The organism is Archangium violaceum Cb vi76, assembly GCF_000733295.1.
GTDB lineage: Bacteria > Myxococcota > Myxococcia > Myxococcales > Myxococcaceae > Archangium > Archangium violaceum.
The window spans coordinates 58,399-80,200 of the sequence record NZ_JPMI01000136.1 but is presented as its reverse complement, the minus strand read 5'-3'; the positions used below and the strand labels follow the sequence as shown (position 1 = coordinate 80,200).

The window sequence follows — 21,802 nt, the reverse complement described above, 5'->3', positions numbered from 1 at the left end:
GAGGGACGGGGTGAGGGTATCCGAATCCCGGGTTGAGCCCGTGCGATGCCCCCTCTCCCTCTGGGAGAGGGCTGGGGGTCGAGGGATTTCAATCAATCCACGAATTACTTGAACTCACCGTCCCGCTCTTCGAGGATGCGCCTCCCCCCAAGAGGAGCGCAGATGAAGATCGAAACGCGCAGGCTTCGCGGCAATCTCCAGCGTCCGGCCCTGCTGGCCCTGACGACGCTGTGGTCCAGCTGTGGACCGGCGACACTGGACGCGCACGACCCCGAGGAGCTCGCGAGCCTCGAGTCAGCGGCGACGGTGGATCACCGGCCGTTCACGGTGATGACGTACAACGTGCGGCAGGTGAACGCGGATGACACGGGCATCTACAGCTGGACGCAGCGGAGCCCGGACGTCATCAAGCTCATCTCCGCGAGGAACCCGGACGTCTTCGGTGTGCAGGAGGCATCGGCGGCGGCCATCCAGAACGATCTCATCAACGCGTTCCAGGGGAACTACGACTACTACAAGCCGCCGAACGGAAGCCCGAAGATGATCTTCTATCGCCGGAGCCGGTTCGCGCTGGCGGCGGGCACGGACGTGCAGGGCTACTTCGGCATCGCCAATCCGTACGCCGAGTCCAACGCGTGCTACCCGAATGCATCCGGGCGGACGGCGGCGTGGATCAAGCTCGATGACAAACTCTCGGGCCGCCAGTACTTCCTGGTCAACTCGCACCCGGCGCACGGAGTGAACTGCGGCCTGGCGCGCGAGAAGAACGCGGAGCTGATCCGCGGAATCATCACCCAGAAGGCGACGGGCCGCTCCATCATCGTGTTCGGAGACTTCAACTCCGACCCGCAGAACCCGAGCTCGACGAACGACGACTCCATCGCGATGCTCGAGACGGGAGCGTCCCCGACGCTGTACCGCTCGGCGCGGCACACGGGTGCCACGACGGCGGACACGGCGACCTTCAACAGCTCCTGGAAGAGCCCGAGCACCCACTACAACCGGCTCGACTACATCCTCGTGAGTGGTGGGGACATGAGCACGTCGGACCAGCTCATCGACACGAGCAAGTACGACGGCATCTCGCCCTCGGACCACTTCGCGGTGATGGCGACCATCCGTCCGGCGGTGTTCCATGCGGGCTCGACGACGGATACGCAGGGCAACGGAACCTCGGCGAGCACGCGGCTCTACTTCGCCGACGTGACGGGGGACGGCTGCGCGGACAAGCTGTCCTGGAATCCCACGTTGCTCGGAGGAGCGACCCAGGCCTTCCGGGGCAACTGCAACGGGACCTTCGGTCCGGCGATCGTTCACGACAATGGCGGGAGCGCGTCCAACGCGACGACCTTCTACTTCGCGGATGTGAACGGGGACGCGTGCGCGGACAAGATCTACTGGAACCCGACCTTCGACACGGGCCATACACGGGTCTACCTGTCGAACTGTGACGGGACGTTCCGCTGGAGCAACTCGAACGACAACGGCGGGAGCGAGTCGAGCGCGACCACCTTCCATTTCGCGGACATCACCGGGGACAAGTGCGCGGACAAGATCTACTGGAACCCGACGTTCGACTCGGGCCGGGCGCGCGTCTACCTGTCGAACTGTGACGGGACGTTCGCCTGGTCCAACACGAACACCGACGCCGGGAGCAGCCAGAACGGCGACGCGCACTTCTACTTCGCGGACGTCACGGGTGACGGCCGGGCGGACAAGATCGTGTGGGACCCGGCGGCGGACTCGGGGCGCACGCGCGTCTACGCCTCGAACGGCAACGGCACGTTCACCTTCCTGACCTCGCACACGGGCGGCTATAGCGGCAATCCCGAGACGCGGCTCTACTTCACCGACGTCAACGGCGATGGCCACGCCGACAAGCTCTTCTGGCGCCCGGACTACCGCGAGGGGCGCATCCAGGTGTACCTCGGCTCGGCCACCGGATTCTCGGGTGGCCCGCTGATGAACAACCCGGGCTATAGCCAGTCCGCCAACACGCAGTACTTCTTCGCGGACCTGGACGGCAGCGGGGCGGCGGACCAGATCTACTGGAACCACGGCGCGGCGGACGGCGGCTCCCGCGCCTACCTGTCCCGGTACTGACGCCTCCGCTAGCGCAACTCCGGGGTACACCCAAAGACAGACATGTCCTCGGTGACGGTGGAGCAGGACCAGCCGGGGCCGCAGGACTGGAGGTCCCCGGGGTCGCACTGGCGGAAGCAGGTGCTGACGGTGGAGCTGCCCATGCCGCAGACGTTCCCGGCGGAGCACGAGCCGGAAAGCACGGGGTTGCAGAGCGGAGCACACCAGAAGACGGCCCTGCCCCGGGACATGCGCATGTTGCAGCGCTCGCCCTCGGGGCACGGAGTGTCGCGACAATCCCCCTCGGAGGCCGCGAGACACTGGTACGGGCCATCCCCCACGCGGGAGCACAGTTGCCCCTCGGGGCATCCGAGCTGCTGACAGTCCGGAACACAACCGGGGCCCTCGCGGCTGTCGGTGCAGACGAAACCCTGGGCACAGCGCACGGCACCATCCAGCGAGCACGGCGCGGAGCACACCTGGTTGACGCAGCGCAGGCCCTCGCGGCAGGAGCTGGCGGGCGAAACGGGCAGCGCGTCACAGGACTCCCCCTCGCGGCGGACACCCTCGGGGGAACAGCGGCGGACGACGATGCCGGTGGCGCCCGTGGTGACGGCGCGACATAGGCTGCCCGGAAAACAGTGAGCATCCACCTCGCACTCGGAGGCCATGCACTCGAAGCGGCGCGTCTCGCGGTTGGCCACACAACCCTGGCCGGCGGGACAGTCCCCATCGGTGCGGCAGCTTCCACAGTCGAGCCCCTCGCCGGTCCGCTTGCAGCGCATCGCCGAGACGGGAAGCCCATCCGGCGCGAGCTCCCGCGAGGACAGCGGCATCACACTGGCGAGAGGCGGTGGAGGAGAAGGAGGCGGCTCGGGAGGAGCTGCCGGTACACCGTGCAATGGTTGGGAGTACACCCAGGCGGGGACGGCCTTCACCAGGCGCGAGGCCGAGGAGGCCGCGAAGCTGGCATCGAGCACGGAGGCTCCATGCAGGAGGGCCCGGGGCCGAGGGGAAGCACGGGGAATGATGAGGGGGCCGGAAAGCGGGGGCGGCTCCCAGGGAACGGGGCCCGGGGAAGCCGTGGCGAGCTGCCAGAGGAAGACCGCGACGCCGCCAAAGGCGAACGCGAGCGCGAACCGTTTCGAGCGTGTCCGCTCACGCATGTGCTGCGCCTCTCATGTCATCCCCTCCGTGAGGTGGCGAGTCCAGTCACGGTGCGATGTCTCCAGGCACGCCTCCCTCATTATGGGAGGAAGACGTGCCCGGGTTCCGCACCAATCTTCATGAGTCGCGCGCCTCGCTCAGCAAGCGTAGACGTCACAACACATGATGTAACCACCATCGGACGAGCAGCCGCAGGGCGAGCACTGCCAACACTCCTTCTGCAGGGCGTAGGCCGCGCCTCCGGCCAGAGCAGCGGCAGCACCAAGGGCCAACATCCAACGACGCCAGTACGTCTTCTTGTTCATCTTCATGACGTCCTCCGGGCTCACGACTGCACTCACGGCTGCACTCACGGCTGCCCTTACAGCGCGACGCCCTTCCGCCCCCGCAGCTCCAGCTCGAACCGGGCCTGCCCCTCCTCGGGCAGCGCCGGCGTGACGACGACGAGCCACCCCCACCCACCGGGCGGGAGCGACCCGGGCCCCATGCGCAGGGCCAGCACCTCCACCTCCCCTCCTCCGTCCGCATGACGCACCCGGACATCGCCGGGCTCCCAGGACCGCAGCGGGTCCGGATTCCTCACGCGCACCACGAAACCGGACAGTCCTCCGGCGTGGAACTGGCGCCGCTCCACCTCGAGCCCCGCGCCCGGCACGACTCGCGGCAGCGGCCCGGAGCGCGCGGCGAGCACCAGCATGGACTCCGCGAGCCGTCCGGCCCGGCCCTCGTCCCAACGCGAGCGCCGCCGCTCGGACCCCTCCGCGCTCGCGCCGCGAGGCCCCCACACCCGCTCGCGCCACACCGCGGAGACTGTGGCCGGCGCCTCGGCCCTTCCACGTGCACGAACGTCGTAGCGGGAAACGCGCACCTGCACGTCCACCTCGGAGTCGCTGGTGGCGAGCACGAAGGGCACCTCGGTGCCGTCGGAGAGCACCACCCGCAGCGGCACGTGCTCACCGCCGGGGAGCTCCTCGCGAGGGGTGACGACGAGGAAACCATTGCCCACCAGGAGCGGCTCGAAGCGCCCGAGCCCGTCCTCCAGACGCGTGCGCTCCGCGTCCAGGGCGGTGTCGAAACGGATCCGCGTCGCCGTCCTGGCGGCCACGCGTACCTCCTCGGCCCGACCCGTCACCCGGACTGCGCGCAGCCTCGGCTTGCGTAAGCCGTGTTGCGCCTCCTGCCCCTCAGCGGAGACACGCGTGGTCAGGAACAGCATGACGCAGAGAGTCATCTGCGTTAGTCCTGACCTCATGCGTCACCCAAGCTATGCAGCAGGTATTGACCCAGCAACTCCAACCCACGGGCAATGAACCGTGAAAAACGTTATAATCGCGCAATGCGGCACCCATCCCCGTGCCGCATGCTCCCCATCCAATACAAGGAGTAGCAATCATGCGGCTGCGTCATTCCCTTTCATTGACGGGTGCGCTGTTGTTGGGCGCGTTCGTTCCAGGCTGCGGTCCCGCCGAGGAGGTGGAGACTCCGGTGGAGGCCCCCGTGCAGGAGGCGTCCGCGGAGGAGACGGGCAGCACGGAGCAGGCGGCGGTGTCCACGTCTGGCTTTACCACGCACTTCCGTGACTGGCTGAGGGCCAATGGCTATGAGCCCGCGTACAACCTGGTGCGCGCGGACCTGGCGGGCGGCAGCTATGGCGGCAAGGCGAGCAGTACGGACACGGTGGTGAACCAGCCGGTCATCTTCATCCACGGCAACTCGGACAAGGCCATTGGCACGGGCACGGCGGGCCAGTCGGGCTGGAATGCCTCCATCGAGTTCTTCCAATCCAAGGGCTACAAGACGAGCGAGCTGTACGCGACGACGTGGGGCCCGGCGGACGCCATGATGTCGGCGTACCAGTACCACTCGAAGACGAACGTGATGAAGGTCCGCAAGTTCATCGAGGCGGTGAAGGCCTACACGGGCGCCGCCAAGGTGGACATCATCGCGCACTCGATGGGTGTGACGCTGGCGCGCAAGGCGATTCTCGGCGGCTACGCCACGGACTCGCTGGAGGGCGGCCAGTACTACGTGGGCGCGCCGCTGACGTCCTCGGTGGACACCTTCGTGGGCATCGCGGGCGCCAACCTGGGACTGACCTCGTGCTACCAGACGGGCCCCACCACTCCCACGTGCGGCAGCACCAACGGCCTGTACCCGGGCTACCTGGTCGGCGCCTTCGTCACGGGCCGCTCGGCGTACCTCGACAACCTCCGGAGCAGCAGCGGCTACGAGGGCGCCTACCGTTACTCCATCTGGTCCACCGCGGATGAGATCGTCGGCTACGGCGGCGTCGTCTACGGCAGCTACACCTCGCGCATCCCGGGGCAGACGGGCGAGAAGACGTACTCGGCCTACCCGTACGGCCACTTCAACTCGAAGGACCTCACGCAGAACGTGCAGTTCAACATGGTGAAGAACCACACCATCCCGTAGTGGCGGGCTCCCTCTCCCTCCGGGAGAGGGAGTTCCTTCACTTCAGGCCCTCGAGGAACGCGAGCACCCGCGCGTTGTAGTCCTGGGGGCAGTCCATCTGGACGGTGTGGCCACAGCGGTCCAGCCCCACGAGCTTCGAGCCGGGGATGTTCTCGTGGCCGTAGCGCATGATGTCACGCACCTCGCCCCCGTGGAGGAAGGGATTGGGGATGAGGCGGTCGTCCTCGCCGTAGATGATGAGGGTGGGGACGGAGACGCGGTGGAGGCTGTCGCGCACGAAGTCGTTGTGGGCGAGCCCGTTCACGGTGCGCACGTTGGCGTAGGCATAGGAGTCGAACTCGGGGCTCTTGACCACGCGCACGCGCTCCTCGATGAGCCAGTCGAGCTCGGGGCGCCAGCGCTCGAAGTTGGACTGGCGCACGCTGCCCCAGATGCCGTACTCGGGCGAGCCCTTGATGAGGGAGACGCTGAAGGAGCGCTTGAACCAGGCCTTCTCCTTCGCGCTGAACTTCTCGAAGCCGGCGGGGGACGTGAGCACGAGCGCCTTCACGTCCTCGGGGTAGCGCAGGGCGTAGGAGAGGGACGTCTGCCCGCCCATGGAGTGGCCCACGAGGATGGGCTTTTGCGCGCCGAGCTTCTGGGCGAGCTCGTGCACGGCGTCGCCCATGGCCTCCATGGTGTAGGGGAAGGAGGCGGGCTTGTCGGATTTGCCGAAGCCGGGCAGGTCCACGGCGATGACGCGGTAGCCCTGGGCGGCGAAGGCATCGAGCTGATAGCGCCAGAACTTCAGGTACGAGCCCAGGCCGTGGATGAAGAGGACGGTCTGCTGTCCCTGGGGATTGAGCTCGACGTAGGCGACCTCGGGCACGCGCGCGAGGTGGTGGGTGGCGGCGGTGTCGGGCAGGGCCAGACGCTGGAGGGGCCAGGGCTTGCCGTCGAGGGAGGAGTAGTCGAAGTCCTGGAAGGACAGGGGCGGACGCGCCTTGTACGAGGTGACGCACCCGGAGGAGAGGGCGGCGAGCGCGAGCAGGCCCAGAGCACGAGTCTTCATGGTCAGAAGGCGTACCAGGTGAAGGTGGTGAAGGCGGCCCACGGGTTTTCGGTGACGCGCGGGTTCCCGTTGTAGAAGGCGCCGCGGAACATGTAGCCACCGTGCAGACCCACCGTCATGAGGTAGCGGATGGTGTAGCGCAGCTCGGCGTTGATCTCCGTGCCGATGATGCGGCCACGGGGGATGCCCGGCGTGTTCTCCGGTGGGGTGACGGAGCTCCGCGCGTGGCCCACGCCCAGCTTGAGGTTGAGCTTGTTGGGGATGAGGTCATACGCGCCGGTGGCGATGACGCTCTGCAGACCGAAGCCCTGGTTGGAGATGTCCGTCACCGCGCCCGTGTAGTTGTTCACCGTGCTGGTGAAGGGGAACAGGATGAGCATCTTGTGGTTGAACCACACGGCGCCGGGCAGGCCGTACTCGTTGAAGGTGAAGGCGCTGGTGTAGCGGCCGTCGCGCAGGTCCGAGTCACCCGTGGAGAACATGCCCTCGAGCGTGACGAGGTCATTCGAGGTGCGCCCGAAGTTGTAGAGCAGCTCCAGGTTGGCGGACAGGCCGCTGATATCCACCTGGCGGTTGAGCGTCGTGTCGGGCCGGTTGCTGCGGAAACGGCCCGCGTTGTACATGACGAAGCCGGAGGCGCCGAACGGCCCGGTGCGGAAGTCGACGTTGTGGTTGAAGTTGGCACCCAGCCACGTCACCCAGCCACTGGGCCGCTCGATGGCGAACTGCGGCGCGCCGGTGAAGCTGCCGAGTCCCGGAGAGCCGGGGCCGCTGCGCACCAGACCCTCGAAGGCATAGGCCTCGCCCTTGGTGTCGTCGCGCAGGTGCCACAGGGACAGGCCCACGTTGGTGCCCGGAGCCAGCGGGTAGGTGTAATCCGCGAGGGCCGTCCAGACGAACTTGAGGCGCGGATCGTCGTCGGTGGCCTTGTCCGCCTGGAAGCTGCCCAGCGGCAGCAGGCTCAGGCGGGCCTGGCCTCCCAGGTAGTTGCTGAAGACGGACAGACCGGTGGCATCACTGCCCAGGAAGGTCAGCTTGTAGCCCGTGCGGATGATGTCGCCGAGCGGGGCGCGCGTCGGGTCGTGGACGGAGTCGTAGACGGGCTGGGTACCGAAGAGGAGGGTGAGCTGGTTGGGATCCTTCGTCGGGTAGAGGGCGACGTTGACGTTCTTCGTCTGGATGTTGATTTGATCCGCGTTGAAGCCACCGCCCTCGTTCTGCTGGACGGTGTTGGCCGCACGGCCCCAGAGGTAGTCCACCTCGAACTGGGCGCGGAAGCTGGCCATGCCATCCACGAAGAGCGGGCTGTATTCGATGACGGGAATCCAGCGCTGCTCGACGAAGAAGGCCTCGCGTTTCTCCACGCGCACCGCGCTGCCCGCGGGGAAGCCGATGGGGCCGAGTGACACGCCCCGGAGACCCGCCGGGTCACCGAGCTGGTTGCTCGCCGTGAGGCGGGTGAAGAAGTAGTTGATGAGGACGAACTCCCGCGCGGGAGCGTCCTCGGTGCGCTCCCGGGCTTCCTGCCACTCGGCATAGGCCCCCGGCAGCGGCGTGCTCTGCGCCGCCGCGGGAAGCGCCAGCCCCGTCATACCCAGGGCCAGCGCCAGCGCGCACCCTCGAAACTTCGTCCTGCCAGTCATACGTGTCTCGTCTCCGGAGAGGGTGCGCGCTCACGAGCGCGGTTGGGTATTACTGGATGACGTACGTCTGGATGGCGTTGCCGGTGAAGGCAGTGCCGTTCAGCTTGACGGTGTTCGCGCCCACCGCGCCGTCCGCGCAGCGGTGGCCGGTCGCGGCGAAGTAGAGCTCCAGCTGCACCTTCGTGCCATCCTGGGAGATCAACCCGCGGCCCGACTGCGAGAAGCCGTTGAAGGTGGCGGTGATGTCGAAGCAGGTGCCGTCCTCCTTCACGTTCTCGATGTTGACGACCGTGGAGACGAACGGGGCCAGCGTGTCGCGGATGTTGTCGCGGTTGCAGTCACCCAACGTGCCCTGGCCGCTCGCGCCCTCCACCACGGCGCGCACGCTGGTCACCGTGAGGTTGCGGGACGCCATCTGCATGGTGACCTTGTTGTAGCACTGGGTGCTCGGGTCGTAGAGGAGGTTCTCGTTGATGCCATTGGGATGGCTGGGGATGTTGGCCCCCTCCATCACCATCGTCTTGCCCTCCAGGTACGTGAAGACCTTGTCCGCGGTGTTGTACTTGATCTCCGTGCCCGCGTCCGTGCCCGCATCCGTCGTGCCCGCATCCGGGGTGGGGTCGAGCTCCTCCTCGCAGCCCACCACGCTCAGCGCACACAGCACCACCGCCGACAGCAGTTGCTTCTTCATGTGACAGTTCCTCTCTCCCGGCGTGTGCCGGCTCCGTTGACGCAATGTGTCTGGGATTGCCCCGCGGAAGGGGTTGGGCTCAGCTTACGCCGGCCTTGATGGCCCGCTCACGCAACTCGCGCTTGAGAATCTTTCCCGCCGCGGACACCGGCAGGGAGGCCACCAACTCCACCAGCTTGGGCACCTTGTAGCGAGCCACCCGGCCCCGCAGGTGCTCCAGCAACGCCTCGGGCGTGGCCTGCTCCCCGGGCTTGAGCACCACGAAGGCCCGGCCCACCTCGCCCCATTTGGGGTCGGGCACCCCCACCACCGCGCAGGACTGCACGGCGGGGTGCTCGTAGAGGACCGTCTCCAGCTCGAGCGGGTACACGTTCTCCCCGCCGGAGATGAACATGTCCTTCTTGCGCCCGTTGATGAAGTAGAAGCCGTCCTTGTCGCGGTGCGCCAGGTCGCCCGTGTGCAGCCAGCCATCCTTGTCGATGGCCTCGGCCGTGGCCTCCGCGTTCTCGAAGTAGCCCGAGCACATGGAGGGGCCCTTGAGGATGAGCTCGCCCGTGGCGCCCTCGGGCACGTCGCGGCCGTCGTCGTCCACCAGGCGCGCGTCGATGAAGTAGTTGGGCCGGCCGATGGAGCCCGCCTTGGACACGGCGAACTCGGGGCCCATGCTGAAGAGGCCCGGGCCGAACTCCGTCATGCCGAAGCCCTGCTTGAAGGGCACCTGGTGCACCGCCTGCCACGCCTGCAGCAGGGGCACCGGCAGCGGCGCGCCACCGCTCGTCACGAAGCGCACGCTGGAGAGGTCCGCCGAGCGGAAGCGCGGCGAGTCATACATCTGCTGGTACTGCGTGGGCACCGCGAAGAAGAGCGTCACCTTCTCGCGCTCCACCAGCCGCAACATCTCCTCGGCGTCCCAGCGGCGCATGAGCACCACGGTGCCGCCACTGGAGAGCATCGGCACCGTGTAGACGAGCAGTCCGCCCGTGTGGAACATGGGCGTGTGCGTCACCGTGACGTCGCCGGGACGCACCTCGTGGATGAGCGTGTTGAGCGTGTTCCACGCCACCATCCGGTAGCTGATGCGCGCGCCCTTGCTCTTGCCCGTGGTGCCGCCGGTGAAGAGCAGGCAGATGATGTCCTCCTCGCTCACCCGCGGGTTCGCCACCTTCGAGGCGGACACGTGCTCGAGCGTCCGGGCGTACGGGACGCTCGCCAGCAGCCCCTGCCCGTCCAGGTGGACGAGCTGCAGCCCGCTGCCCACCTGCTCGCGCACGGTGGACACGCCGTCGCGGAAGTCATCGCCGTAGAGGAGCACGCGCGGGCCGGTGTCGCGCACCAGCTCCGACAGCTCCTGCGCGTGCAGCCGCCAGTTGTAGGGGACGAAGATGGCGCCCAGCTTGCCGCAGGCGAAGAAGGCATCCAGGTACTCCACGCCGTTGTGGGCCACCAGCCCCACCCGGTCTCCCGGTGCCACGCCAGCCACGTCACGCAGCCAGCCCGCGAGCGCCTCGGCGCGCGCGTTCATCGCACGGTAGGTGAAGCGGCCGGACTCTCCCCTGGCCACGTCCACCACCGCGGTGTGCTCGGGCCAGTACATGGCCCCCCGGCCCATCCAATCGCCGATGAACATGCGTCGTCCCCTCCTGCCGTGGTGTTGCCGGTGCGCTCAGGCCGTCCAGCGGTAGAGCGCCGAGGCCATCGCGAGGCCGCCGCCGCTGGCGCACAGCGCCACCAGGTCGCCCTTCTTGATGCGGCCCTGCACCACCGCGTCATCCAGCGTCATGGGAATGCACGCCGAGCCCGTGTAGCCCCACTTGTCCATGGTCCAGTTCGTCTTGGACATGGGCTGCTCCAGCACCTTCATCGTGGCCTCGATGGTGCGCAGGTTCAGCTGGGTGAAGACGAAGTGGTCCACGTCGTTCATCGTCAGCTTCGCGCGCTCCAGCAGCTGCTTGAGCAGCATGGGCCAGCGCTCGGTGTTGAAGGTGGCGGGGAACTTGCGCACGAACTGCACCGAGGGCTTGCCGTTGGTGAGCTCCAGCGTCTGCGCCGTGGCCGGCCGGTACGTGCCGCCCGTGTAGACGCCCAGCGCGTCATGGTACTCGCCGGCCGCCAGCAGCTTCGCGCCCATGAAGCCGGGCTTGTCGCTGGCGCCCAGCACCACCGCGCCCGCGCCGTCCGCGAAGAGCGTGCAGGTCTTCTTGTCCTTCCAGTTGATGTACCGGCTCATCCCGTACGCACCCACCACCAGGATGCGCTGGTAGCTGTCGTCCGCGGCGATCGTCTTGCTCGCCACGTCCAGCGCCGTCACCCAGCCCGCGCACGCGGCGTTGATGTCGAACGTGCCCGCGTTGCTCGCGCCCAGCTTCGCCTGCACCGCCGAGGCCGTGGCCGGGCTCAGGTAGTCCGGCGTGTCCGTGGAGATGATGATGAGATCCAGCTCCTGCGGCTTCACCCCCGCGCGCTCCATGGCCTGCTTCGCGGCCTCCACGCACAGGTCGGACGTCACCTGGTTGTCCGCCATCAGGTGGCGCTGCTTGATGCCCACGTTCTGCTGGAGCCACTCGTCCACGGGCTCGCCGATGATGCGCTCCACGTCGGCGTTGGTGAGCATCTTCTCGGGGACATAGCGGCCGGTGGCCAGGATGTTGGCGTATCTCATCGGTTCGTCTTGCTCCGCGGAGCGCGCACCTTGCGCGGCCCCTTCTTGCTGCCGGTGTTACCCCCGGCCGGACGTGCGTCCATGCCGTGGCGGATGAACTCCATCGCGGTGTCCAACACGTGCTCCAGGCCGCCCTTGCGGTCCCACAGCACCCAACGCATGCCCAGGAAGTCGCCAATGCCCATCAGGCAGTAGGCCAGCGCCTCCGCGTCCATGCGCCGCACCTCGCCCTTGGCCATGGCCCGCTCCAGGCCCGACACGTAGCCCTCGGCGAAACGGTCGTAGTAGCGCCGGTAGCACGCCTCATCCACGAACTCCGCCTGCCTCACAATCCTGTACAGGTTGTGGTGGCGGCTCACGAACTGGAAGAAGGTGCGCAGGCCCTCGCGCTCCACTTCAATCCGGTCCTCGCACTCCCTCACCGCCTCGGCGATGAGCCGGCGCAGCCGCGCGCCCAGTTCGTCCACCACCTCGACGAAGATGGACTGCTTGTCCGGGAAATAAACGTAGAAAGTTCCCAGCGCCACTTCCGCCTCCCGGGTAATATCCGCGATGGAAGCGTGCTCGTAGCCCTTCTCTCCGAAGACGGTCTCCGCCGCCAGCAGCAGACGCTGGCGCGTGCGCTGGCCGCGCGGGGTCGCTGGAACGAGGCGCTCGGCTGCCGAAGTTGAAGACCGATTCATCTTTCAACCTTGCGTAACACTCCCCTCGCGGTATTGTCAAAAACCGTCATTCATCGCTGACGCACAAACATGCAACGCATTGCGTCAGTCACGAGAGGGAACGCATGCAGCTCAAGGACTTGAAGGTCATCGTCACGGGCGGCGCCCAGGGCATGGGCGCTCACTTCGCCACGCGTCTGCACGAGGCCGGCGCCCAGGTGGCCGTGGGCGACGTGAACGACGAGAAGCTCGCCGCGCTGCCCGCGGGCATCCACCGCCGCCGCCTGGACGTGTCCAAGGAGGAGGACTGCATCGCCTTCGTGCAGTGGGCCCACGAGTCCATGGGCGGCCTCAATGGCCTCATCAACAACGCCGGCATCCTCCGCGACTCACTTCTGGTGAAGAAGGACCGGACCACGGGAGAGATCAAGAAGCTCTCCACCGCGGACTGGAACGCCGTCATCGGCGTCAACCTCACCGGCGCCACCTTCATGGTGCGCGAGGTGGTGGCGAAGATGGTGCAGACGGACCAGAAGCCCGGCGTCATCGTCAACATGAGCTCCATTGCCCGGCACGGTAACCGCGGGCAGAGCAACTACGTGTCCGCCAAGGCCGCCCTGGCCGCCAACACCTTCACCTGGGCGCGCGAGTTCGCCTCCTTCGGCATCCGCGTGGGCGCCGTGGCCCCCGGCATGGTGGAGACGCCCATGACGCAGGGCATGAACCAGAAGGCCCGCGATGCCCTGGTGGCCAACATCCCCGTGGGCCGCATCGGCCTGCCCGAGGACCTGTGGCTGGCGGTGAAGTTCGTCCTCGAGTGCGACTACTTCAACGGCCGCACCATCGACGTGGACGGCGGCCTCACGATGTAGGTGAGTGGACAGGCCGGCGCGGAACCGGGTCAGACCCATCCGCCCGGCCCGTTCGTTCAAGGAACAGGGGGAGGAATACCCTCACCCCAACCCTCTCCCAGGGGGAGAGGGAGCACACGGGGGGGCCCGTGCAACAACGCCGAACAAAAAAGGGTGCAAGGTGGGACTTCTTCGCCCAGATGCAACCGCAACAGGCGTTCAGGGGGTTGCCGCTTGGAAGTCAAGTGAGTAAATCATTTCCAGTCGGGAATAGACGGGACGCTCGGAAGGTCGAGCATGGCAGGCGGGACACGCCCACCCAGGGCAGCGAGCCCCGCGAGTCGAGGGAGCCGAGCGAACCGCACGCAGTCCGGTAGTCCCGACGCCGAGGGGAACCTCGGGCCCCGCTCAGGTGTCACAACTGAGGGGATGGCTCAGGTGTACATCTCGAGGCCAGCGGTGCGGCCGGCATCGAATTCGCGCGAGCGCTGGAGCTGCTCCAACACGCGGGGCGTGCAGTAGAGCGTCACCATCTCGGTGGAGCCCGGCTCGCTGATCCATCTGACGGCGCCCATGAGGTGGTGCGCCTGCAGGTAGTTCAGCACCGCGTCGCGGAAGTGCTTGCTCTGCTCACACGCGCTCTTGTGCACGTGCGAGCGGTCGCGCGAGATGGACGGCTGCCAGGTCGCTCCGGGCTCCTCCCGGGGCATGACCATGGCCTCGATCCACCCCTGCGCGCTCTCCACGCGAGAGCCCGGCAGCGGAGTGACCGCGGAGATCTTCGGGAAGCGACCGGAGGCCCGGCGCGGCGATGTGGCTGTCTTCCTGCTCATCCTGCATCCTCCCGCAGGCCCGGCGCTGACCCGCCGCCGGCCCTGGTAGCCGCCATCACTTGTAGACCGCCAGACCCCTGCCCGCGCGCCCAGAAGGCGTCTTGGGCAGCTTCAGCACATTGTCCAGAATCAAATCCCTGACTTCAAGTGCCGTCAAGTCCGGGGAACGGCAGCGATATAGCGCGGCGAGTCCCGCGACGTAAGGGGCGGCCATGCTCGTTCCGCTCATTCGTTCATAGAACGCCTGGTTGTTACACCTTCGTTCTGTGCTCGAGTAGACGTTCACGCCATAACCCATCACGTCGGGAACAGATCGCTGATTCACCACGCCGCTGGCCGAAAAGCTGGCCACCCGCCGCGAGAAGTCGACCGCCCCCACGGCCAGGGCCTCCGGGAAGGCCGCTGGGTAACCAGCCGTCCCAGCGCCTCCATTGCCGGCCGCCACGATGGGCAGGACGTTGGAGTCCACCAGCCGGCGCAGCAGCGTCTGCAGCGCGCGGATGTTGAGGCGGTACTCCATGTCGCTGACACCTTGAGGCGGTTGCACGGGGAACCCCAGGGACATGTTCACCACCGCGGGACGGGTGGCGTTCTCAGGACGTGAGAACTGGTGTAGCAGCCATTCCATGCCGGCGGCTACACGGCCCAGGCTCGTCCGTATGCTTTCGGACTCGATGACGGAAGCGACGTAGAGGTCCACCTCGGGCGCCACGCCGTGGTACTGGCCGGCGGCGATGCCCGCCACGTGCGTGCCGTGCCCATCCGGGTCGAAGCCGCGCACGTCACGCGCCGGGTTGTGCGGCGAGTTGGGGAAGAGCGAGACGTAGCGGAACTGGATGAGGCGGTTCTGGTGCTCGGGATGATCCGCGTCCACGCCGGTGTCGAGGATGCCGAGCATCACGCCCGCGCCTTTAATCCCCTGGGCGTGGGCGGAGTTGACGCCGCACTCCTCGGGCCACTCGCGGTTGACGAGCGAGGACAGGCCCTGGTTGCGCGGGCCGAGCTGCCCCGCGGACACCGGGCCCGGGAAGGTGAGCTGCACCGTGTCCGGGATGAACTCGAAGTCGCGCCCCAGCTCCTCCTTGGCCACACGCTCGGCCTGCTCCGAGGTGAAGTGCGCCATGGTCGCGCCAATGAGCGGCATGTGGCGGTAGGTGCCCACCTCCGAGGCCGTCGGCGGCTCCATCACCGGGCCGTCGTTGTTCACCGCCACCTGGACTTCGTTCTTGCGGCCGCGGCCCTTCGCCGTCTTCTTCTTCGCCGCGGTGGGAGGCTTGCTCACCTCGGGCAGACGCCCGGGCAGCGTGGCGGAGCGCATCCCGAGGCTGCGCAGCATGTCCGGCGCCCGTCCGCTGATCATGAACTGAAGGGCGGTGGTGCGCTGCAGGACGCGCTCTCCCTGCTCCGTGCCCCGCACGCCGGGATGGGCGTGGGTCTCGATCGACTCCTTCGGAACCAGGAGGTAGGACTTCATGATGGGTTCGCTCCTTTAATCGATACCGACTGCACGGACTGCCCGGTGGCCACGGCCTGGCTGCGGCCGTCCCCTCTCGGAGCCGAGGTGGGACACCGTCCTCCGTCACACCGCCCTTCTCCACACCGTCGGCTCACAGTGTGACTAGAGCGGCCCCCCCTGACATGAATCCCGGGCATCCCCGCTCTGGACGCCATCGGCCCCCCGTGTGTTCCAGTGGATGACGGTCACAACGTACGAAACCGGAAACCATTCACTCCGGGGAAGCGTAATACGAGTCGCGACAGGCTGGAAAATAGCGGCCGCACGGAGTGTCCGCTGGGGAGATTGCGCTCGCCCGCCTGCTCCTGGGGTTGAACCCGGGGGAAGCACCCCACCCCCCACATTTGTTCGCCACCCGATGGCAAGGCGGACTATGGCTGTTCCCGTCCGCCCGCCGGAGAGACTCTTGATTCCCTACATCAAACCGCCTTCCATCCCGCTCGGCCCCTTCACCCTCGAGCCCTTCGGCATCTTCGTGGCACTCGGCGTCCTCTTCGCCGCCCGCATGCTCACCCGCCACGCCGAGCGCGAGGGCCTCGACTCCAACCCCCTCGCCGATTACGCCCCCTGGGGTGTCGGTGTGGGTGTCGTCGTCGGACACCTCTTCCACCTCTTCGCCTACCACCCCGAGGAGCTCTCCAAGAGCCCCTTCCAGATCTTCAAGGTGTGGGATGGGCTGTCGTCCTTCGGCGGGCTGATTGGCGGCATCCTCGCCGCCGTCGTCTTCTTCAAGGTCCGCAAGCTGCGCTTCCGCGACTACGCCGACGCCTTCGCCCTCTCCGTCGCCCCCGGCTGGGCCATCGCCCGCCTCGGCTGCTTCGCCGTCCATGACCACCCCGGCGTCCGCACCGACTTCTTCCTCGCCGTCGACTTCCCCCTCCCCCTCGGGCCCCGCCACGACCTCGGCATGTATGACGCCGCCTTCCTCTTCGCCATCTCCGGACTGCTGCTGCTGCTGCGCAACGCCGGGGCGCTCCGCGGCCGACTGCTTCCCCTGCTCTCCATTCTGTACGCCTGTGGGCGGTTCTTCTTCGACTCCCTCCGCGCCACCGACCTCTCGTATGTCGATGCACGGTACTTCGGCCTGACGCCCGCTCAGTTCGGGTGCTTCGCGCTGATTGCCTTCGGGGTTTATGGACTGGCCAGGTGGCACGCGCCTGAACGGAAGGATTCTCCCTCCGTCGGCTCGGGTGCCGGAGTTCAGCCGCAGGTCCGGTAGGTTTCTCGAGATTCGGGGTGACTGACCCTCACCCCAACCCTCTCCCAGAGGGAGAGGGGGTTTACACGGGCTCAACTCGCGGCCCGGATACCCTCACCCCGTCCCTCTCCCGGGGGGCGAGGGGTGATTGGGCGCAGTGGGTTTCTTTCTATAGGCCCTCCAGCTTGCGGCTCGCCAGCACCGAGTGCACCTCCGCGATTCTTCCCTCCGCGTCGAGCTCCACCCGGATGACCATCCGCGTCGGCAATCGCGGCGGACCGTGCCTCCACTCGGCCACCACCGCCGGCAGGCCGTTGAACATCCTCAGCTCCACCACGTCCGGCGCTCCTCGCATCTCCTGCACCCGCCGGTAGAAGAGCGACACCCTCTTCAGCCCCACCACCGGCAACCGCGCCGCGTACGTCTCGCCCGCCCCGTCCGATAGCGCCCTCACCGGCTCCGCCAGCAACGCCTCCGCCGCCTCCACGTCCCCAGACGCCAGCGCCCCCAGGAAGCCCACCAGCACCTCCCTCGTCCGCTCCTGCAACGCCTTCGTCGGCAGGCACCTCGCCCGGTCGTAGCTCGCCATCGCCTGCCTCGCCCGGTGGTGCGTCACCTTCACGTTCGTCTCGCTCATCCCCAGGCACTCCCCCACCTCCCGCCCCGAGTAGTCGAACACGTCCCTCAGCAACAGCACCGCCCGCTGTCTCGGCGTCAGCGCCTCCAACGCCAGCAGGAACGCGTACGACACGCTCTCCAATAGCTCGTAGCGGCCCTCCGTCGTCCCTCCCCCCGGCAACTCCGCCTCCACCGCCGCCACCGCCTCCTCCCCCGTCTCCACCGGCGAGGGCAGCCACGGGCCCACGTACCCCTCCCGCTTCCTCCTCCTCAGCCTGTCCCTCGCCAGGTTCATCGCCACCCGCGTCAGCCACGGGCGCACCTCCTCCAGCCTCCCCGGCGGAGCGGTCAGCGCCCTCGCGTACGTCTCCTGCACCAGCTCGTCCGCGTCCGCCGACACCCCCGTCATCCGGTAGCACAGGCCCCAGAGGAACTTCTCGTGCTCCCGCGCCGCACGCTCCAGCGCCTCGTGTGCCGTCTGCTTCATGCCGCTCGCGCTCCCGCCTCCGTGCCCAGCAGCCGTGACACCGTCTCCGCGCTCGCCAACGACGCGTCCACCAGCAGCCCCTCCCGCCCCACCCAGTCCCCCACCACGTACAGCCCTCGCACGTGATCCACCCGCGGCCCCGGCCTCTTCTCCAGGCTCCTCGTCGGCAGCGCGTTCATCACCGTCAGCCCCGGCAGGCAGCGCTTCGTCACCACGTGCGCCCTCCACCCCGGCTGCAGCACGTCCAGCACCCCCTCCAGCTCCGCCTCGTCCGCCGAGTCCTCCGCGCCCCCGAGGTACTTCGCCACGTGCACCATCGCGCCCCCCTCCGGCGCCAGCTTCGCGAACGCCGAGTGCACCGACACGTACCACGGCCGGTCCGTCCCCAACGCGAACAGCGCCCTCGGCTTCGGCAGCTTCGACAGCCCCACGTCCAGCGTCGCCGCCTTCACCGGCTTCGCCTCCGCCGCCCACCCCGCCACCACCTCGTCCCCCGGCAACAGCGCCGCCACGTCCCTCGGCCCTCCCGCCACCACCACCGCCTCCGCCTCGTATTCCGTTCCGTCCGCCAGCCGCACGCCTCGCACCCGGTCCTGTATCCCTCCCGCTTCCCTCACCACCGACTCCACCTTCGCCGAGCCCACCACCTCCACTCCCGCCTCCCCCGCCATCCCCGCCAGCGCTCGCACCAGCCCGCTCCAGCCTCCGTCGAGGTAGCGCACCCCCTTCCTCGCCAGCTGGAACTGCTCCACCGCCACGTCCGCCGCCATCGCGCTCGTGTCCGCGCAGTACGTCGACACCCGGAAGAAGGCCTCCATCACCTCGCGCACCTCCGCCCTCGTCACGTGCTCGTCCAGCCACCCGCTCACGCTCCGGCCCTCCAGCTCCCCGGCCTCCGTCTTCAGCAGGCCCGTCATCACCCGCCCGAACTCCAGCTTGCCCGCCGCTCCCAGCAGATCCGTCATCAGCAACGACACCGCTCCCGCCGGCATCGCGTGCAGCCGATTCCCTCTCAGCGCGAAGCTGCCCTCCCCCGGGCTCCTTCCCGGCAGCGGCACTCCCAGCTTCCCCAGCACCCGCCCCGCCGCTCCTCCCAGGTACAGCGCGTGTGGCCCCAGGTTGAAGTGGTAGCCCTCCACCTCCGTCGTGTGCGCCCGGCCCCCCAGGTGCTTCGACTTCTCCAGCAGCGTCACCTTCTTCCCCCCTCGCGCCAGCAGCACGGCCACCGCCAGCCCGCCCAGCCCCCCTCCCACCACCACCACGTCCGTCTTCTTCTTCATCGTCCGCTCCCTGTTTCCGAGCCGATTTCTCTCGGCCTCACAGGGACCACGACGGGGGGCTCGAAAAGGTTACACGGGGGGATTCCGGGACCCGAGATACCCTCACCCCAACCCTCTCCCGAGGGGAGAGGGAGATGAGTTGAGGAACCCATGAAGATTCATGTCGTCCTGATGATCGTCTCCACGGCCCTGCTCGCCTGCGGTGCTCGTGCCAGCCAGACCCCCGCGCTCGCTTCCGAGGCCGCTTCTTCCTTCCGCCACGCCTCCGTCCAGCTCTCCACCGGCGTCCGCATGCACTACGTCGAGCAGGGCCGTCACGACGATCCCGTCCTCGTCCTCCTCCACGGCTACACCGACTCGTATCTCTCCTTCGAGCGCGTCCTCCCCCTCCTCCCCAGGAACTTCCACGTCTACGCGCTCGACCAGCGCGGCCATGGGGACTCCTCCCGCCCCGACTGCTGCTACTCCCCATCCGACTTCGCCTCCGATGTCGCCGCCTTCCTCGACTCCCAGGGCATCCAGCGCGCCGTCCTCGTCGGCCACTCCATGGGCAGCTTCATCGCCCAGCAGGTCGCCCTCGAGCACCCCCAGCGCGTCCAGGCCCTCGTCCTCATCGGCTCGGCCCCCACCGTCCATGACAACGCCGTCGCCGCCGAGCTGAAGTCCGTCGTGGACACCCTCTCCGAGCCCATCGACCCCGCCTTCGTCCGCGAATTCCAGGCCGGCACCTTCTACCGCCCCATTCCCCCCTCCTTCCTCGACACCGCCGTCTCCGAGAGCCTCAAGGTCCCCGCTCGCGTCTGGAAGGCCGCACTCGACGGCCTCATCGCCGAGGACCACTCCGCCCGTCTCCGCGACATCTCCGTCCCCACTCTCGTCGTCGGCGGCGACCGTGATGGGTTCTTCTCCGTCGCCGAGCAGCAGGCCCTCGCCCAGGCCCTGCCTGGCGCCTCCCTCGTGCTCTACACGGAGACCGGCCATGCCCCCCACGTCGAGCTGCCCCAACGCTTCGTCGATGATGTGAAGCAGTTCCTGCGCTCGCTTCGCGCGGAGTAGCGGCCCGGCCGCCCTCCCCCACCCGCGGTGCCGGCCCCCAATACGCCGCGTCATCTCCTCGGAGCGCCTACCTGTCAGCGAACCGGGCGGATATGCTCCCGCTCCATGACTTTCAAGACCAGCTACAAGGTCGGGCTCGCGGTGCTCCTGTGCTACCTCGTGGCCTGGCTGGACCGGATGGCCATCAACATGACCATCCCGTTCATCCGCACGGAGCTCAACGTCGGGCCAGAGCGCATCGGGTGGATCCTCAGCGCCTTCTTCCTCGGCTACGCCCTCTTCCAGATTCCCGGCGGCATGCTCGCCGACCGCATCGGGCCCCGGAAGGTCATCCTCTTCGCGCTCGCCTGGTGGTCCGTCTTCACCGCCCTCACCGGCGTCGTCGGCGGCCTCGCCAGCATGCTCGCCGTGCGCTTCCTCTTCGGCATCGGTGAGGGCATCTTCCCCGCCGCCGTCTGGAAGGTCATCGGCAACTGGTACACCAAGAAGAACCGCGGCACCGCCAACGCCATCATCCTCTCGTCCGTGGCGTTCGGACCCGCCATCTCCTCCCTGCTGCTCGCCTGGTTCCTCCCCATCCTCGGCTGGCGCGGCAGCTTCTTCGCCCTCGGCGGCGCCGGCGTCCTCTGCCTGCTGGCCGCCTGGCTCTACATCACCAATTCCATCCAGGACAACCCGAAGGTCTCCCGCGAGGAGCTCGAGGAGTTCGAGCGCGACAGCCACTCCCAGGCCGCCAACGCCGAGCAGACCCTGGAGAAGGCCAGCTTCGGCCAGCTGCTCAGCTCCCCCGCCATCTGGGTCCTCTTCTTCGTCGCCCTCATCTACAACCTCACCATGTACGGCTGGCTCAACTGGCTGCCCACGTACCTGCTCGAGGTGAAGAAGCTCTCCCTCACCAAGACGGGCCTGCTCGGCGCCCTGCCGTTCCTCTTCGGTGGCATCGGCTGCACGCTCGCCGGCTACGTGTCCGACCGCTGGTTCCGCGGCCGCCGCAAGTACCTCGTCTTCGGCTGCCAGGCCCTCGGCGGTGTCTGCCTCTACCTCTTCACGCAGATCAACGACCCCGTCCCGTACATGATCGCCCAGTGCATCGCCGGCTTCCTCCTCTTCATGGCCGCCGGCGCCATCTGGACCCTCCCCATGATTCTCGTCCCGCCCAAGCTCATGGGCTCGGGCTCCGGATTCATCAACACCGGCGGGCAGATCGGCGGCTTCCTCACCAACATCCTCATCGGCAAGGTCATCGAGTGGAACGGCAATGACTACGCCACCGGCTTCCACTTCATGCTCGGCGCCCTCGTCGTCGCCGCGACGCTCGTGCTGGCCGGCATCCGCGAGCAGCCCGCTCCCGCTCCCAAGCCGTCCACCGAGCCCGCGCTGTCCTGAGGCGTGAACGTGGGCACTCCTCCCGAGCGCGGGGAGTGTTTCGTAGGAACGCGTGGAGTGCCCTCCGGCCGCGCGGCGTACCAACTGGTCCAACAGTCGGACCAGTTGCTCGCCATCGCGGCCGGAGCCTCCCTCCAGACAGGACTTCTCTCCTGGCCCAAGCCATCGGAACAAAGTCCTTTCAGGGGT

19 protein-coding genes are annotated in these 21,802 nt (G+C 67.8%); 6 read left to right on the top strand and 13 right to left on the bottom strand.

The features are described 5' to 3' along the window. Positions 1 to 162 precede the first annotated feature (162 nt). Positions 163 to 2,103 (top strand): FG-GAP-like repeat-containing protein, encoded by a 1,941-nt coding sequence (locus tag Q664_RS20390; RefSeq protein WP_052518422.1) that lies wholly within the window; start codon positions 163 to 165, stop codon positions 2,101 to 2,103. Positions 2,104 to 2,111: 8 nt separating this feature from the next. Here Q664_RS20390 and Q664_RS20385 read toward each other — a convergent pair whose 3' ends face one another. The 3 genes from Q664_RS20385 to Q664_RS52405 all read right to left on the bottom strand — a co-directional run bounded on the left by Q664_RS20385 (position 2,112) and on the right by Q664_RS52405 (position 4,465). Continuing rightward, complete coding sequence (locus Q664_RS20385; RefSeq protein WP_052518421.1) at positions 2,112 to 3,248, bottom strand: hypothetical protein; 1,137 nt, start codon at positions 3,246 to 3,248, stop codon at positions 2,112 to 2,114. Between the two features lie 138 nt (positions 3,249 to 3,386). Continuing rightward, positions 3,387 to 3,560, bottom strand: coding sequence for a hypothetical protein (locus Q664_RS59210; RefSeq protein ID WP_160174461.1), 174 nt, complete (start codon positions 3,558 to 3,560; stop codon positions 3,387 to 3,389). 50 nt (positions 3,561 to 3,610) lie between these two features. Further along, positions 3,611 to 4,465 carry a DUF2381 family protein gene (locus Q664_RS52405; protein WP_052518420.1) on the bottom strand — a complete coding sequence of 285 codons (855 nt, stop codon included), beginning with the start codon at positions 4,463 to 4,465 and terminating at the stop codon, positions 3,611 to 3,613. Between the two features lie 176 nt (positions 4,466 to 4,641). On the opposite strand from Q664_RS52405, the gene Q664_RS20375 reads away from it, so the two are divergent. Then, positions 4,642 to 5,682, top strand: a complete 1,041-nt coding sequence (locus Q664_RS20375) for a lipase family protein (RefSeq protein ID WP_043398028.1) — start codon at positions 4,642 to 4,644, stop codon at positions 5,680 to 5,682. 37 nt (positions 5,683 to 5,719) lie between these two features. Here Q664_RS20375 and Q664_RS20370 read toward each other — a convergent pair whose 3' ends face one another. From Q664_RS20370 to Q664_RS20345, 6 genes are all read right to left on the bottom strand, one after another. After that, entirely contained in the window at positions 5,720 to 6,733 is a 1,014-nt protein-coding gene (locus Q664_RS20370) for an alpha/beta fold hydrolase (protein ID WP_043398025.1), read from the bottom strand. 2 nt (positions 6,734 to 6,735) lie between these two features. Then, positions 6,736 to 8,376: a hypothetical protein gene (locus Q664_RS20365; RefSeq protein WP_043398022.1), complete on the bottom strand. Its 1,641-nt coding sequence runs from the start codon at positions 8,374 to 8,376 to the stop codon at positions 6,736 to 6,738. A 49-nt stretch (positions 8,377 to 8,425) separates the two neighbouring features. Next, entirely contained in the window at positions 8,426 to 9,067 is a 642-nt protein-coding gene (locus Q664_RS20360) for a hypothetical protein (RefSeq protein WP_043398019.1), read from the bottom strand. Positions 9,068 to 9,146: 79 nt separating this feature from the next. Further along, positions 9,147 to 10,694 (bottom strand): class I adenylate-forming enzyme family protein, encoded by a 1,548-nt coding sequence (locus tag Q664_RS20355; RefSeq protein WP_043398016.1) that lies wholly within the window; start codon positions 10,692 to 10,694, stop codon positions 9,147 to 9,149. 36 nt (positions 10,695 to 10,730) lie between these two features. Then, positions 10,731 to 11,726 (bottom strand): 3-oxoacyl-ACP synthase III family protein, encoded by a 996-nt coding sequence (locus Q664_RS20350; RefSeq protein ID WP_043398013.1) that lies wholly within the window; start codon positions 11,724 to 11,726, stop codon positions 10,731 to 10,733. Next, the gene (locus tag Q664_RS20345) at positions 11,723 to 12,409 is read right to left on the bottom strand and encodes a TetR/AcrR family transcriptional regulator (protein ID WP_043398010.1); all 687 of its coding nucleotides are present in this window, start codon (positions 12,407 to 12,409) and stop codon (positions 11,723 to 11,725) included. Before Q664_RS20345 ends, Q664_RS20350 begins: the two co-directional genes overlap by 4 nt. 104 nt (positions 12,410 to 12,513) lie before the next feature. On the opposite strand from Q664_RS20345, the gene Q664_RS20340 reads away from it, so the two are divergent. Beyond that, on the top strand, positions 12,514 to 13,260 hold the full coding sequence (locus Q664_RS20340) for an SDR family oxidoreductase (protein ID WP_043398007.1): 747 nt from the start codon (positions 12,514 to 12,516) through the stop codon (positions 13,258 to 13,260). Between the two features lie 413 nt (positions 13,261 to 13,673). Here Q664_RS20340 and Q664_RS20335 read toward each other — a convergent pair whose 3' ends face one another. Together Q664_RS20335 and popC are read right to left on the bottom strand one after the other, a co-directional pair. Next, positions 13,674 to 14,072, bottom strand: coding sequence for a hypothetical protein (locus tag Q664_RS20335; RefSeq protein WP_235216787.1), 399 nt, complete (start codon positions 14,070 to 14,072; stop codon positions 13,674 to 13,676). Between the two features lie 55 nt (positions 14,073 to 14,127). Then, positions 14,128 to 15,546, bottom strand: coding sequence for a subtilisin-like protease PopC (gene popC, locus Q664_RS20330; RefSeq protein ID WP_043398000.1), 1,419 nt, complete (start codon positions 15,544 to 15,546; stop codon positions 14,128 to 14,130). Positions 15,547 to 15,994: 448 nt separating this feature from the next. On the opposite strand from popC, the gene Q664_RS20325 reads away from it, so the two are divergent. Further along, a complete protein-coding gene (locus Q664_RS20325; protein WP_235216786.1) occupies positions 15,995 to 16,807 on the top strand; it encodes a prolipoprotein diacylglyceryl transferase in 813 nt (270 codons plus the stop codon). A 148-nt stretch (positions 16,808 to 16,955) separates the two neighbouring features. On the opposite strand, the gene Q664_RS20320 is transcribed toward Q664_RS20325, so the two are convergent. Together Q664_RS20320 and Q664_RS20315 are read right to left on the bottom strand one after the other, a co-directional pair. Further along, entirely contained in the window at positions 16,956 to 17,891 is a 936-nt protein-coding gene (locus Q664_RS20320; protein WP_043397994.1) for a sigma-70 family RNA polymerase sigma factor, read from the bottom strand. Then, entirely contained in the window at positions 17,888 to 19,171 is a 1,284-nt protein-coding gene (locus Q664_RS20315) for a phytoene desaturase family protein (protein ID WP_043397991.1), read from the bottom strand. The genes Q664_RS20320 and Q664_RS20315 overlap by 4 nt, the downstream gene beginning before the upstream one ends. Before the next feature lie 150 nt (positions 19,172 to 19,321). On the opposite strand from Q664_RS20315, the gene Q664_RS20310 reads away from it, so the two are divergent. Together Q664_RS20310 and Q664_RS20305 are read left to right on the top strand one after the other, a co-directional pair. Further along, the gene (locus Q664_RS20310; RefSeq protein WP_043397988.1) at positions 19,322 to 20,227 is read left to right on the top strand and encodes an alpha/beta fold hydrolase; all 906 of its coding nucleotides are present in this window, start codon (positions 19,322 to 19,324) and stop codon (positions 20,225 to 20,227) included. Positions 20,228 to 20,332: 105 nt separating this feature from the next. Beyond that, the gene (locus tag Q664_RS20305; protein WP_043397985.1) at positions 20,333 to 21,613 is read left to right on the top strand and encodes an MFS transporter; all 1,281 of its coding nucleotides are present in this window, start codon (positions 20,333 to 20,335) and stop codon (positions 21,611 to 21,613) included. The last annotated feature ends 189 nt before the right edge of the window (positions 21,614 to 21,802 follow it).

Coding starts and splice junctions, on each gene's coding strand:
- Q664_RS20390 (WP_052518422.1), top strand. CDS start 163: ATGAAGATCGAAACGCGCAGGCTTCGCGGCAATCTCCAGCGTCCGGCC.
- Q664_RS20385 (WP_052518421.1), bottom strand. CDS start 3,248: ATGCGTGAGCGGACACGCTCGAAACGGTTCGCGCTCGCGTTCGCCTTT.
- Q664_RS59210 (WP_160174461.1), bottom strand. CDS start 3,560: ATGAAGATGAACAAGAAGACGTACTGGCGTCGTTGGATGTTGGCCCTT.
- Q664_RS52405 (WP_052518420.1), bottom strand. CDS start 4,465: ATGCTGTTCCTGACCACGCGTGTCTCCGCTGAGGGGCAGGAGGCGCAA.
- Q664_RS20375 (WP_043398028.1), top strand. CDS start 4,642: ATGCGGCTGCGTCATTCCCTTTCATTGACGGGTGCGCTGTTGTTGGGC.
- Q664_RS20370 (WP_043398025.1), bottom strand. CDS start 6,733: ATGAAGACTCGTGCTCTGGGCCTGCTCGCGCTCGCCGCCCTCTCCTCC.
- Q664_RS20365 (WP_043398022.1), bottom strand. CDS start 8,376: ATGACTGGCAGGACGAAGTTTCGAGGGTGCGCGCTGGCGCTGGCCCTG.
- Q664_RS20360 (WP_043398019.1), bottom strand. CDS start 9,067: ATGAAGAAGCAACTGCTGTCGGCGGTGGTGCTGTGTGCGCTGAGCGTG.
- Q664_RS20355 (WP_043398016.1), bottom strand. CDS start 10,694: ATGTTCATCGGCGATTGGATGGGCCGGGGGGCCATGTACTGGCCCGAG.
- Q664_RS20350 (WP_043398013.1), bottom strand. CDS start 11,726: ATGAGATACGCCAACATCCTGGCCACCGGCCGCTATGTCCCCGAGAAG.
- Q664_RS20345 (WP_043398010.1), bottom strand. CDS start 12,409: ATGAATCGGTCTTCAACTTCGGCAGCCGAGCGCCTCGTTCCAGCGACC.
- Q664_RS20340 (WP_043398007.1), top strand. CDS start 12,514: ATGCAGCTCAAGGACTTGAAGGTCATCGTCACGGGCGGCGCCCAGGGC.
- Q664_RS20335 (WP_235216787.1), bottom strand. CDS start 14,072: ATGAGCAGGAAGACAGCCACATCGCCGCGCCGGGCCTCCGGTCGCTTC.
- popC (WP_043398000.1), bottom strand. CDS start 15,546: ATGAAGTCCTACCTCCTGGTTCCGAAGGAGTCGATCGAGACCCACGCC.
- Q664_RS20320 (WP_043397994.1), bottom strand. CDS start 17,891: ATGAAGCAGACGGCACACGAGGCGCTGGAGCGTGCGGCGCGGGAGCAC.
- Q664_RS20315 (WP_043397991.1), bottom strand. CDS start 19,171: ATGAAGAAGAAGACGGACGTGGTGGTGGTGGGAGGGGGGCTGGGCGGG.
- Q664_RS20310 (WP_043397988.1), top strand. CDS start 19,322: ATGAAGATTCATGTCGTCCTGATGATCGTCTCCACGGCCCTGCTCGCC.
- Q664_RS20305 (WP_043397985.1), top strand. CDS start 20,333: ATGACTTTCAAGACCAGCTACAAGGTCGGGCTCGCGGTGCTCCTGTGC.